Below are 12,397 nucleotides of genomic sequence, written 5' to 3'. Positions count from 1 at the left end.
ATGTGATGTTTGAACTTTCCTTTATCTGGGCCGGGATCATCGCCTTTGCGGTTCTGACCTATGTGATCCTTGATGGTTTTGATCTGGGCGTTGGAATCCTGTTCCCTTTTGCCGAAAGTGAGCGGGAAAAGGCGACGATGATGAATTCCATCGCGCCGATCTGGGACGGCAACGAAACCTGGCTGGTGCTGGGCGGGGGGGGATTGTTTGCGGTTTTCCCCCTGGCCTATGCGGTGATCATGCCCGCCCTTTACATGCCGATCATTCTAATGTTGCTGGCGCTTATCTTTCGCGGCGTGGCCTTTGAATATCGCTGGCGCACGACCCGTTGGAAATGGGTCTGGGACGCGGCATTTTTCGGCGGCTCGCTGATTGCGGCCTTCATGCAGGGCATCGCCCTTGGCGCACTGGTTCAGGGCATCGAAGTGGTCGACCGCGCCTATGCCGGGGGCTGGTGGGATTGGCTGAGCGTGTTTTCCGTGCTGACCGGGCTTGCCGTTATCGTCGGCTATGCCCTGCTGGGCGCGACATGGATCATCCTGAAAACCGAAGGCAGCCTGCAACGCCAGATGCAGGGATATGCCTGGTGGCTGGGCGCGGGCACGCTGGGTTTTATCGGAATCGTCAGCATTCTGACGCCGTTTCAGGATCCGGAGTATTTTCAGCGCTGGTTCAACCTGCCCGGCAGTGTCCTGAGCGTTTTGATGCCGGCCGCGGTTCTGGCAACGGCCTGGGCGCTGTTTGCGGGGCTGAATGCCGGTAAGGATGCACAGCCGTTTCTGGCCGCACTGGGCCTGTTTGTTCTGTGTTTCATCGGAATCGGCATCAGCTTTTACCCCAATATGGTGCCGCCCAGCCTGACCATTGCCGAAACCGCCGCCCCTGATGAAAGCCTGTGGTTTGCCCTGGTTGGCACGGTGGTTCTGGTGCCGATGATCCTGGGCTATACCGCCTATGCCTATTGGGTGTTCCGCGGCAAGATTGACCCGGCCGTGGGGTACCACTGATGCCGGGCAGGTGGCGCAAAATCACCTGGTTTGTCGCCTTGTGGATCATGAGTGTGCTTGCACTTGGCCTTGTGGCCTATGCCATCCGGCTGGCGATCCACGTCTGATTTTTTTTTCACCCTCCAAAGGAGTATTCCAATGCGTTTCTCAAAACTGTTTGCCGCCACCGCCCTTGCCCTTGGCCTTGGCACTGCGGCCCAGGCTGATGAGCCGAACAAACTGATCACCATCCTGACAGCGGCCGAACCCCAGACTCAGTTGATGGCGATGGTTCTGACCATGAACGCCATTGATGCCGGTGCAAAAGCCGAGATGCTGTTGTGCGGTCCGGCAGGCGATATCGCGCTGAAAGACGCGCCCGCCTCGGCCACCACGGGTCAGCCCCCGAAAGACGCAAGCCCGCAAGGGTTGATGCAGATGATGATGGCGCAAAAGGGCCTGAAGGTGCAGGTCTGTGCAATTTATCTGCCCGGCAAAGGCACGGATGCATCGGTATTGCTGGACGGTGTCACCGCTGCCGCGCCCGATGCGATGGGCGCGGCAATCGTTGCCGATGACACGACCGTCATGAGCTTTTAAAACACCGGCCGCCTGCACGGGCCCCGACCTGTGCAGGCGGTCAAACGATGTTATGCTGCGCTATCACTTTTGAAAGACCGCCCATGACATCCGATCCCGTAAAAACCACCCCGCCCCTGCCTTTGGAAGACAACGGGATCACCAAGGCGGGCCCGGATCAGGCACCTCGGCGCGCCCGGCGATCCCACTGGTTTCTTATACCGCTGGTCATGGTCACGCTGTTCACAGGCGCTGTGATCGGCATGTATTTTCAGCCCCCCGGCCTGCGGGTATTTTTCAACGCGACCGGACTTGAACCCGGGGCCGGCACCCAAACCCCGATTGCCACCGCCATTCAACAGGTCATCGCACAAGAACAGGTGGCCGTGATCAGCGAGGGCGATGTTGTCGCCTTGGGCCGGATCATCCCCTTTGGTGATATTTCCAGCGTCGCAACCCCGTCAGGGGCGGGCGACGCGCGGATTGCCGAAATCCGGGTGGCGATTGGCGACACGGTCGAGGCTGACGATATCCTTGCCGTGCTCGACAATCTGGCGCAATTGCAAAGCATCGCCGCCGCAGCCGCGGCCAACCTGCGCGTGCGCGAGGCGAATTTGGCCCAGACCAAAAGCGCAATCGCCGCCAGCACGGCCGAGGCATTGGCCTCGCTTGAGCGCGCTCAGGCCACCGCAAAGGTGGCGCAATCGGAATTGGACCGTGCCACATCGCTGTTTGAACGCGGCGTGATGAACCGCGCCGATTTTGACCGCGCCCTGGCACGCGCCAGCGAGGCGCAGCGCGACGAAGAACGCGCCATCGCCACCCTGTCGCGCTATGACAGCGGATCAGAAACCGCCCAGGCCGACATCGCCGTGGCCGAGGCCAATCTGGACGCCGCGCGCGCCGATCTGGCCCGCGCCAAACAGGATCTTGAACGCGCCTATGTCCGCGCGCCGGTGCGCGGCACCGTGTTGGATATCAACGCCCGTCTGGGCGAACGCCCGCCCAGCGGCGGCATGATCGACCTTGGCGATATCTCGAAAATGACGGTAGAGGCCGAAGTTTACCAAACCATGATCGGCCGCGTGACCATCGGTGATCCGGTAACGGTGTCGGCCGATGCCCTGGGCCAGGATTTGCATGGCGTGGTATCGGCCATCGGGTTGGAAATCGGGCGGCAATCCATCACATCGGCGGATCCTGCGGCCAATACCGATGCCCGGGTCGTTATGGTAATCATTGATCTGGACGAGGCGTCATCCGCCAGTGCGCGCACCTTTACCAATCTGGAAACCATCGTTCGCATCGACGCGGGCCGTTCTGAATGAACACCCTGCTGACCCTGTTATTCCGGCGTTTACCCATCGGGTGGTTGCAACTGTCCCACAGCAAGGGGCGGTTTGTGGCTGCCGTTTCCGGCGTGGCCTTTGCCAACCTGCTGGTGTTCATGCAATTGGGGATCATGGGCGCGCTGAACAGTTCGACAATCGCGCCTTATGGATTGTTCAACGCTGATATCATCCTATCCTCTGCCGCCGGCAACACCCTGACCGACAAGGATAATGTTGCGCGGGTCAGGATGTTTCAGGCGTTGGGCGTGCCCGGCGTGGCACGGGCGACGCCGATGTATCTTGGCAACCTGCCCTTTACCCTGCCCGATGGCACATCGGTTTCGATGCTGACCTTTGGCGTGGATTCCACACAGCCCGGCTTTGTCGCACCGGGAATCGGGGGCGATCTGAACCAACTGACCCTGGAAAACACCGCCCTGCTGGATCTGGGCACCCGGGGCATTCCAAAATCGGTGGTCGCGGGCCTGCGCACCGGAGAATCCTTTGCATTCGAGGCCAATGGCAAAACCCTGTTGGCGGTGGGCACGATGGATGTGGGCGGCGGGTTTTTGGCCGATGGCATGTTGATGATGTCTGATCAAACCTTTTTGCGGTTCTTTCCAACGCGCAGCAGCGGCGCGCCCAGTCACATCTTGCTTAAGGTCGCGGATGGCGTGTCGCACGATACGGTGGTGGCCCGGCTGCGCGCCACCTTGCCGGCGCAAAGCGTCAAGGTGCAAGCGATGCCAGAGGCCGCACAATCAGACCTGTCGTACATGTCAACCCAGCGCCCCACCGGCATCATCTTTGGATTTGGGGTGTTCATGGGCATTTTGGTGGGATTGGTGATTGTTTACCAGGTACTGTCCACCGATGTGGCCGATCATCTGCGCGAATATGCAACGTTCAAGGCCATGGGATACGGGCATTCATTCTTTTTGGGCATCGTGTTTGAAGAGGCAATCATCCTGGCGATCTTTGGCTTCATCCCGGGGCTGATTGTTTCCATCGGGCTTTATGCAGGGCTGAATGCGGTGACGGGCCTGCCCGTTGAAATGGAGGCCGGGCGCGCAATTCTGGTGTTTCTGGGCACATTGGCCGCCTGTACCCTGTCGGGCGCGATCGCAACCCGGCGGTTGGCCAATGCCGACCCGGCGGATTTGTTTTGACACGCGATCCGATACAGGTACGCGGCCTTGATCATTTCTTTGGGTCTGGCGATGCGCGCAAACAGGCCTTGTTTGATATCAACCTGACCATCGCGCGCGGCAGCTTGACCGTGTTGATGGGGCCGTCCGGATCGGGCAAAACCACTGTGCTGACCCTGATCGGGGCGCTGCGCGAAGTGGGCAGCGGCAGCGTGCGGGTTCTGGGCCAAGAATTGCACGGGGCAGATGAACGCTCGCTCGTGGCGCTGCGCAAACGGTTGGGGTTCATCTTTCAGGCGCATAATTTGCATGAAAGCCTGACCGCGACGCAAAACGTTCTTATGGGGCTTGAAGTGCATGGCCGCGCCAACGCCGATAGACAACGTATCGCCGCCCATCACATGCTTGATCTGGTGGGCCTGTCAGACCGGCGCGATTATCTGCCCGGCAACCTGTCGGGCGGGCAAAAGCAACGGGTGGCGGTGGCCCGCGCTTTGGTGTCGAACCCCGAAATCGTGTTGGCCGATGAACCCACGGCGGCCCTTGACAAGGTATCAGGGCAAAACGTGGTGCGGTTGTTGAAAACCCTGGGTCAGGTGCGCGGCACCACCACTGTCATGGTCACCCACGATCCCAGAATTCTGGAAATGGCCGACCGTATCATCACTTTGGAAGATGGCCGTGTGGCAACGGATGAGATCAGAAACCTGGGTTAATACCTGTTTTCGGGTCAAACGCCGTGCCTCAGACGGTTGGCGCCTTACCGGTCGACACCCGGGTGACCAAATGCGCCGGCACCACCTGCGACAGCACCGGATCGGTTACCCCACCCGCCAGCATTTTGATCAGCTGTCGCGCCCCGTCACGGCCCAGTGTCGCGCGGGGCTGATGCACGGTGGTGAGGGCAGGGTTGAACCGATCGGCAAATTCGATGTCATCAAACCCGACAACGCTTACCTGCCCCGGCACATCAAAGCCCAGGCGCATCACGTCCGAGATAAACCCCAGCGCGCATTCATCTGACGCACAAAACACACCGGTGGGGCGATTTGTCGACGCGGCCCATTGGTGCGCCGCGCCTGCGCCCGACTCCATCGTGAAATCACCGGGCAATACCGCCGCCGCCACTCCGGCCGCCTGTGCCGCATCCTGAAATCCGGCAAGCCGGGTTTGCGCCAGAATGTTCCCCGCCGGTCCGGCAATATGCAACAGGTTCCGGTGACCAAGATCGGCCAGATGCCTTACCGCCAATCCGGCCGCGGCGGCATTGTCGATGGCCAGCGACGGCGCATGATAGGCCGGATTCCATTCGCAGAGCTGGATCACAGGCAAACGCCAACTGTTCACCAGCTCCGGGTCAATTTCGCCATCCAACAGGATGATACCGTCGGCCCGTCCGTCATGGCCAAGGGTCGCCAGTTTTTCACGCCCGATCCTGCTGTCTGAAATCTGTACCGTCAGCCCGGCATCGCTGGCCTCTTCCTGAATCGCGGCAAAAATCCGGCTGAAAAAGGTGTTGGACAGGTTCGGCGCCAGAATAAGGATGGACCGCGCCCGCCGCTGGCGCAGATCGCGCGCGGCGGCGTTCACCTGATATCCGGTGGCATGCACCGCCTTCAGCACCTTTTCGCGGGTCTCCTTGCCCACCCGGCCCGGTGCCGCCAGAGCACGACTGACCGTTGCGGTTGAAACACCGGCCAAAGCGGCAACATCGGAGATACGGATTTTGTCTGACATGGGCTTTCGGAATATAGTTTCGTGTAATCGATTACAAATTTGTGTTGATTTCAAGATGTGGTTTGATGTAATCGATTACCAAGCGTTTCACGACGCAACCATGTCGAGGGGAGGCGATATGAAAACGATCAAAGGGCCCGCCCTGTTCCTTGCGCAATTCGCAAGTGATGAGGCCCCGTTCAACACTTGGCACGGCATCACCAAATGGGCCGCCGAATGTGGCTATGCCGGGGTGCAATTGCCCAGTTGGGATGCCCGGTTCTTTGATCTGGCCAAGGCTGCATCCTCAAAAAATTACTGTGATGAAATCATCGGCGTTGCCGCGCAAAACGGCATTACCATAACCGAACTTTCGGCGCATCTGCAGGGGCAGTTGGTGGCGGTGCATCCGGCCTATGACATTGCGTTTGACGGGTTTGCCCACCCATCGGTGCATGGCAACCCCGCCGAACGACAGGCTTGGGCGGCGGATCAGCTGCGCCAGGCGATCACTGCGTCGCGCCACATGGGGCTGAGCGCGCTTGGCACGTTTTCGGGCGCGTTGGCCTGGCCCTATTTGTACCCTTGGCCGCAACGCCCCGCCGGGTTGGTCGAGGCCGCGTTTGATGAATTGGCCAAACGCTGGTACCCTCTGTTGGACCATGCCGAAGAAAACGGCATCGATCTGTGTTACGAAATTCACCCCGGCGAAGATCTGCACGATGGCGTGACGTTTGAAATGTTTCTGGACCGTGTCGGCGGCCACGCACGGGCGAAGATGCTGTACGATCCATCCCATTACGTTCTGCAATGTCTTGATTACCTTGATAATATCGACATTTATGCCGACCGGATCGGCATGTTTCACGTCAAAGACGCCGAATTCAACCCCACCGGGCGACAGGGTGTTTATGGCGGCTATCAGCCATGGATCAACCGCGCCGGGCGGTTCCGCAGCTTGGGCGATGGCCAGGTTGATTTTGGCGCCGTGTTTTCCAAACTCACCACCGCCGGGTTCGATGGCTGGGCCGTGGTGGAATGGGAATGTTGTCTGAAACATCCCGAAGACGGGGCGCGCGAAGGGGCCGCCTTTGTGCGCGATCATATCATCCGCGTGACCGACAAGGCATTCGACGATTTTGCCGATGGCGGGGTCGATCAGGCGGCGAACCTTAAAATGTTGGGGATATGACCATGGAACCGATCAGATTGGGCATGGTGGGCGGCGGCACTGGCGCGTTTATCGGCGGTGTGCACCGCATCGCCGCGCGGATGGACGGGCATTTCACGCTTGTTGCCGGCGCACTGTCGTCCAACCCGCAAACGGCCCGCGAAAGCGGCGCGGCACTGGGGCTGGACCCCGCGCGCAGCTATGACAGCTTTGCCAAAATGGCCGAGGTTGAGGCAGGCCGCGATGATGGGATTGAGGCGGTGTCGATTGTCACGCCCAACCACCTGCACGCCCCCGCTGCCACCGAATTTCTGCGCCGCGGCATCCATGTGATCTGCGACAAACCCCTGACCGCAACATTGCCCGAGGCCGAGGCACTGGCCAAAGCCGCCCAAGACAGCGACGCACAATTCATCCTGACCCATAATTACACCGGCTATCCTTTGGTGCGCCAGGCCCGCGCCATGGTGGCCGCCGGGGATCTGGGCGATTTGCGCCTGGTGCATGTGAAATACCTTCAGGATTGGATGACCGAGGCGGTGGAAACCCAAGGCAGCAAACAGGCCGAATGGCGGGTTGATCCGGCCCGCGCCGGGGCTGGTGGGGCCTTGGGCGATATTGGCAGTCATGCCCACAATCTGGCCGGGTTCATCACCGGCCAAGAGGTTGAAAGCCTCGCCGCCGATATTCACAGCTTTGGCGCGGGGCGCACGTTGGATGACAACGCCCATGTCATGCTGCGCTATGCCAGCGGGATGCGCGGCACCCTTATGTGCAGTCAGGTGGCACCGGGGCATGAAAACGGCCTGTCGATTCAGGTATATGGCACCAAGGGCGGGTTGGAATGGCATCAGGAAAACCCCAATGAGTTGTGGTTCACTCCCTTTGGCGACCCCACCCGCCGCCTGACCCGGATGGGCGCACAGGCCCATACCGATGCGGTTGACGCATCGCGCGTGCCGCCGGGCCACCCCGAAGGATACCTTGAGGCATTCGCCAATATCTATGCCAACACCGCCGCCGCCCTGCGCGCGGGCACACCCAACCCGATGTTGCCCGGTGTTGCCGATGGCCTGGCCGGAATGCGGTTTGTGAATGCTTGCGTGCAATCGTCGGGCGATAATGCGGCGTGGGTTACGCCATGAAACTGGGCATCAACCTGTTGTGCATTGGCGGGCATATCGATGAAAACGCCCTGCCCCTTCTCAACCTGATTGCCGAATCCGGCTATGACCATGTTGAGGTGCCGGTGATGCACGGCACCCCCGATCATTACGCATGGCTGGGCGCGCTGCTGGCCGAGTTCGGCCTGGGGCGGGCGCAAACCTCAATCGTGCCTGACCCGGATGCCAATCCACTGTCGTCCGATCCGGCCATTCGCAAACGCGGCCTTGCGCATCTGAATTGGATTCAGGATTGCGCCGAGGCGTTGGGATCGCAAACCGTGGGCGGGCCATTTCACGCGCCAATGGGGCATTTCACCGGCTCTGGCCCCTCGGTCGATGAAATTTCTTGGGGCGCCGAGGCGCATCGTGCCATGGCCGAACGTGCGGCGAACCATGGGTATACCTTGGCGCTTGAGCCGTTGTCGCGATTTGAAACCTATTTCCTGAACACGATGGAACAGGCCGCCGCCTATTCCAAAGCGGTGGATCACCCGGCCTTTGGCATCATGTACGACACGTTTCACGCCAATATCGAAGAGAAATCCCAAACCGAAGCCATCGCCACATTGGGCCGCAAAATGCACGTTTTGCATGTGTCCGAAAACGACCGCGGCATTCCCGGCACCGGCCAGATCGATTTCGCCACCGTGTTTCGCACGGTCAAAGCACAGGGGTTTGATGGCCCGGTCGTCGTCGAAGCGTTTGGCGCGGGCGTGCCGGAACTGGCCGCCGCCACGCGGGTTTGGCGGCCGCTGTTTCCCGATCTGGAAACCCTAATCCGGGAGTCTCACACATTCTTGCGCGACACATGGGCCACGACATGACCGCCCCGGTGATCGAAATGCAGGGGATTTGCAAAAGCTTTCCGGGGGTCAAGGCCCTGTCGGATGTCAGCTTTGATGCGCGCGCCGGTGAGGTTCAGGCGCTGGTGGGCGAAAACGGCGCCGGAAAATCGACGCTGATCAAAATCATGTCGGGCGTCTATCAGGCCGACAGTGGCGCGGTGCGCCTCGGCGGGGAACCGGTGCATTTTACCCATCCGGTGCAATCGCTTCATGCAGGAATTTCGGTGATTTATCAGGAATTTTCCCTGCTTCCCGAACGCACCGTCGCGCAAAACCTGTTTCTGGGCCGCGAACCGCGCGGCAAATTCGGCCTGATCGATGAGCGCGCGATGCGGCGCGAAACCCGCCGTGTGCTGGATCTGTTCGCCTCGGGCGCAAAGATTGACCCCGACAGCACGGTGGGCGAATTGGACGTGGCGACACAGCAAATGGTGGAAATTGCCAAGGCGGTATCGCTGGATGCGCGGGTGATCGTGATGGACGAACCCACCGCGGCGCTGAACGATACCGAATGTGCCGAACTGTTTGAAACCGTTGATAAACTGCGCGACCGGGGCGCGGCGATCATTTATATCACCCACCGGATGCGCGAAATCACCCGCCTGGCCGACCGTGTGACAGTGTTGAAAGATGGCGAAGTCGCCGCGCGGTTCGACCATGTGCCAGCCCCCGACGCCATCGTGCGCGCCATGGTGGGCCGCGATATCGTTGATTTTTACGCGCCCCCCGCCACCGACGCGGAAATCGGCGCGCCGGTTCTGACCGTGACAGGCGGCCGCAACGCCCGGTTGAAAAATATCGATCTGACCGTGCGGGCCGGTGAAATTGTTGGTCTGGCCGGGATTCAGGGCGCGGGCCGTGTGGCCTTGGCCATGGCGCTGTTTGGGCAAGAGCCGTTTACATCGGGCGAAACGGTGCTGAATGGCACCGCGCATAACTTTACCTCGCCCCGCCAGGCGATTGAGGCGGGCATTGGCCTGCTGCCCGGGGATCGCAAGAAAGAGGGTTTGGTGCTGATGCAATCGGTGCGCGACAACGCGATGTTGACACCCCGCGCCTTTGCGCCGTTTTGGGCGACCCACAAACGCAATGCCAATGCCGATCTGTCGCGGATCGATGATTTGCTGGATCGGATGGATATTCGCGCCGCGTCATACGAGCAGGATATTCGCGGCCTTTCGGGGGGCAATCAGCAAAAAGCCATTGTCGCGCGGTGGCTGGCGATGAACCCGAAATTGTTGATTTTCATCGAACCGACCCGTGGCATTGATGTGAACGCCAAGGCCGGAATTTACCACCTGATGCGCGATCTGGCCCGCGACGGGGCCGGGATATTGATGATCTCATCCGACCTGCCCGAAGTGATCGGCGCGGCAGATCGGATCGTGGTGATGCAAGAAGGCCGGATCACCGCCAAATTCCCACGCGGCGCGTCCGAGCGTGACATCATGCACGCCGCCACCCATGAAATCGGGGAACCCGCATGAGCGTGACTGACAACACCCCCGCCAAACCCGGATTCCGGTTTGAAAAATGGGCGCCGGTGATCCTTTTGGCGCTGGCATTTGGTTTATATGTGGCGATTGCGCTGATCACCGATCAGACGCAATACCTGACCTTTGGCAACCTTGTCGCCATTCTGGGCCGCTCCATCGCCCTTGGCATCACCGCCATTGGCCAGACCTTTGTGATCCTCGTCGCCTCGATCGATCTCAGCGTCGCCAGCTTGATTTCGGCGACATCGGTTTTGGCCTCGGTGATCATGGATGGATCGCCGGGCATGATCGTACCGGCCATTTTGGCGGCGTTGGTGTTGGGGGGGATCGTTGGGGTTGCCAACGGGTTGGTCATCACCGGGCTAAAGGTGAATCCGTTGATCGCAACCTTGGGGATGAGCCTGATCATCCAAGGCTGCCTGTCGGCCTTTGTGTCGAATTTTGCCGGATCGGTGCCGCCCGAGTTTCAGATCTTTGCCTATGGTGAAATTCTGGGCGTGCCTGCCGCGCTGATCTTCCTTGTTCTCCTGGCGCTCGCGGCATGGGCAGTGTTGCGGTTTACCAAACTGGGGTCTGACATTTACGCCGTGGGCGGCAATGAAGAGGCGGCGCGCTTTGCCGGGATCAAGACCAACCGCGTGATCGTTTCGGCCCATGTCATCTGTTCACTCTGCGCCGTGGTGGCGGGGCTGTATCTGGCCAGCCGTCTGCGCTCGGGCGCGCCCTGGATCGGGTCGGACGGGGTGTATGATCTGGAAAGTATCGCAGTCGTCGTGATTGGCGGCACGGTATTGGCCGGCGGGCGCGGCGGCATCTTTGGCACCATGGCCGGGATGATCATCTTTTCCCTGATCGATTCGGTGTTCAACATCGCCGGCGTCGATAGCTTTGCCAAACAAGTCATGCGCGGAATCATCATCGTTGCTGCCGTTGCATTCTATGCCTTCCGCTCAAAAAGGATCGTCGCATGAGTGATCAGGCCACCGCCCCCGCAAAGCGCCGCGCGCCGTTTCGGTTTAACCCGGTTTGGGGTTTGCTGATCGTGCTGATCATCGCGATTGTGGTGATGAATCCGGGCTTTGCCCAACCCACCGGATACATGAATTTTCTCAAACGCGCCGCGCCCCTGGCGATTCTGGCGGCGGGACAGGTCTATGTGATCGTGTCGGGCGGTTTCGATTTGTCGGTTGGGTCACTGATCACTTTGGTGGTTGTGGGGGCATCGATGCTGACCAACAATGACCCATCGGCCACCTATTGGGTGATCCCGCTGATGTTGGCCATGGGGTTGGGCGTTGGCGCGATCAACGGCATGGTGGTGTGTTTTCTGCGCGTGCCATCGTTGATTGCGACGCTGGGCATGATGATTACTCTGAACGGGTTGGCGTTTATGTGGTCGGGCGGTGCGCCGCGCGGATACCTGCCCGACACATTCCGGTTTTTTGGCCGCGAATTGATCCGCGATGTGCCGATGGTGCGGTTTATTCCGGTTTCGGTGATCGTGTTGATCGTGATCGGCGGATTGCTGGCCTGGGCGATGCACCGTACCAATCTGGGCCGGATGATCCATGCGATTGGCGATAACCCCCTGGCGGCGCGGTTGGGTGGCGTGCCGGTCAACCGGGTGCGGATTACCGCGTTCATGATTTCGGGGCTTTCGGCGGCGGTGGCGGGCATATTGCTGGGCGGGTTTGCCGGTGTCTCGACCGATGTCGGCTTTGGTTACGAGCTTCAGGCGATCACCGCCGCCGTTTTGGGCGGGGCGCAATTGCTGGGCGGGCGCGGGTCGGTTCCGGCGGCCATTGGCGGCGCGCTGGCGCTGACTGCCATCTTCACACTTTTGAACTTCCTCGGTCTGCCGCAACCCGTGCGGCAGGTGGTGCAGGGTCTGATCCTGATCGCGGCTGTCGCGCTGGCCATGCACCGAAGAGAACGAACAGGAACCTGAAAGGCGCCAGG

Annotated in this window: 13 protein-coding genes; 12 read left to right on the top strand and 1 reads right to left on the bottom strand. The window is 60.4% G+C overall.

Translation table 11 applies throughout. The features are described from left to right. Positions 1 to 5 precede the first annotated feature (5 nt). The 6 genes from cydB (at position 6) to C8265_RS06395 (ending at position 4,760) form a co-directional block, all read left to right on the top strand. Positions 6 to 1,007, top strand: coding sequence for a cytochrome d ubiquinol oxidase subunit II (gene cydB / locus C8265_RS06420; RefSeq protein ID WP_108483170.1), 1,002 nt, complete (start codon positions 6 to 8; stop codon positions 1,005 to 1,007). Then, complete coding sequence (locus C8265_RS19890; protein WP_108483169.1) at positions 1,007 to 1,114, top strand: DUF2474 family protein; 108 nt, start codon at positions 1,007 to 1,009, stop codon at positions 1,112 to 1,114. Before cydB ends, C8265_RS19890 begins: the two co-directional genes overlap by 1 nt. A gap of 31 nt (positions 1,115 to 1,145) precedes the next feature. After that, positions 1,146 to 1,586, top strand: a complete 441-nt coding sequence (locus tag C8265_RS06410; protein ID WP_206050286.1) for a hypothetical protein — start codon at positions 1,146 to 1,148, stop codon at positions 1,584 to 1,586. A gap of 83 nt (positions 1,587 to 1,669) precedes the next feature. Continuing rightward, the gene (locus C8265_RS06405) at positions 1,670 to 2,893 is read left to right on the top strand and encodes an efflux RND transporter periplasmic adaptor subunit (RefSeq protein ID WP_164512284.1); all 1,224 of its coding nucleotides are present in this window, start codon (positions 1,670 to 1,672) and stop codon (positions 2,891 to 2,893) included. Next, on the top strand, positions 2,890 to 4,065 hold the full coding sequence (locus C8265_RS06400) for an FtsX-like permease family protein (protein ID WP_108483167.1): 1,176 nt from the start codon (positions 2,890 to 2,892) through the stop codon (positions 4,063 to 4,065). The genes C8265_RS06405 and C8265_RS06400 overlap by 4 nt, the downstream gene beginning before the upstream one ends. Then, positions 4,062 to 4,760: an ATP-binding cassette domain-containing protein gene (locus C8265_RS06395; RefSeq protein WP_108483166.1), complete on the top strand. Its 699-nt coding sequence runs from the start codon at positions 4,062 to 4,064 to the stop codon at positions 4,758 to 4,760. The genes C8265_RS06400 and C8265_RS06395 overlap by 4 nt, the downstream gene beginning before the upstream one ends. Positions 4,761 to 4,788: 28 nt before the next feature. On the opposite strand, the gene C8265_RS06390 is transcribed toward C8265_RS06395, so the two are convergent. After that, complete coding sequence (locus C8265_RS06390) at positions 4,789 to 5,781, bottom strand: LacI family DNA-binding transcriptional regulator (protein WP_108483165.1); 993 nt, start codon at positions 5,779 to 5,781, stop codon at positions 4,789 to 4,791. Positions 5,782 to 5,899: 118 nt separating this feature from the next. On the opposite strand from C8265_RS06390, the gene C8265_RS06385 reads away from it, so the two are divergent. The 6 genes from C8265_RS06385 to C8265_RS06360 are packed head-to-tail and all read left to right on the top strand — an operon-like array spanning position 5,900 to position 12,386. Then, on the top strand, positions 5,900 to 6,952 hold the full coding sequence (locus tag C8265_RS06385) for a sugar phosphate isomerase/epimerase family protein (protein WP_108483344.1): 1,053 nt from the start codon (positions 5,900 to 5,902) through the stop codon (positions 6,950 to 6,952). A gap of 2 nt (positions 6,953 to 6,954) precedes the next feature. Then, a complete protein-coding gene (locus C8265_RS06380; protein ID WP_420818846.1) occupies positions 6,955 to 8,076 on the top strand; it encodes a Gfo/Idh/MocA family protein in 1,122 nt (373 codons plus the stop codon). Beyond that, positions 8,073 to 8,921 (top strand): sugar phosphate isomerase/epimerase family protein, encoded by an 849-nt coding sequence (locus C8265_RS06375; protein ID WP_108483164.1) that lies wholly within the window; start codon positions 8,073 to 8,075, stop codon positions 8,919 to 8,921. The genes C8265_RS06380 and C8265_RS06375 overlap by 4 nt, the downstream gene beginning before the upstream one ends. Continuing rightward, positions 8,918 to 10,429, top strand: coding sequence for a sugar ABC transporter ATP-binding protein (locus C8265_RS06370; RefSeq protein WP_108483163.1), 1,512 nt, complete (start codon positions 8,918 to 8,920; stop codon positions 10,427 to 10,429). Before C8265_RS06375 ends, C8265_RS06370 begins: the two co-directional genes overlap by 4 nt. Then, positions 10,426 to 11,409: an ABC transporter permease gene (locus C8265_RS06365; RefSeq protein ID WP_108483162.1), complete on the top strand. Its 984-nt coding sequence runs from the start codon at positions 10,426 to 10,428 to the stop codon at positions 11,407 to 11,409. The genes C8265_RS06370 and C8265_RS06365 overlap by 4 nt, the downstream gene beginning before the upstream one ends. Further along, positions 11,406 to 12,386 (top strand): ABC transporter permease, encoded by a 981-nt coding sequence (locus tag C8265_RS06360; RefSeq protein WP_108483161.1) that lies wholly within the window; start codon positions 11,406 to 11,408, stop codon positions 12,384 to 12,386. The genes C8265_RS06365 and C8265_RS06360 overlap by 4 nt, the downstream gene beginning before the upstream one ends. The last annotated feature ends 11 nt before the right edge of the window (positions 12,387 to 12,397 follow it).

The organism is Oceaniglobus ichthyenteri (assembly GCF_003057885.1).
GTDB classification, from domain to species: Bacteria; Pseudomonadota; Alphaproteobacteria; order Rhodobacterales; family Rhodobacteraceae; genus Oceaniglobus; species Oceaniglobus ichthyenteri.
The sequence above is the reverse complement of the archived record's forward strand: the minus strand, read 5'-3'. Positions and strand labels throughout refer to the sequence as shown.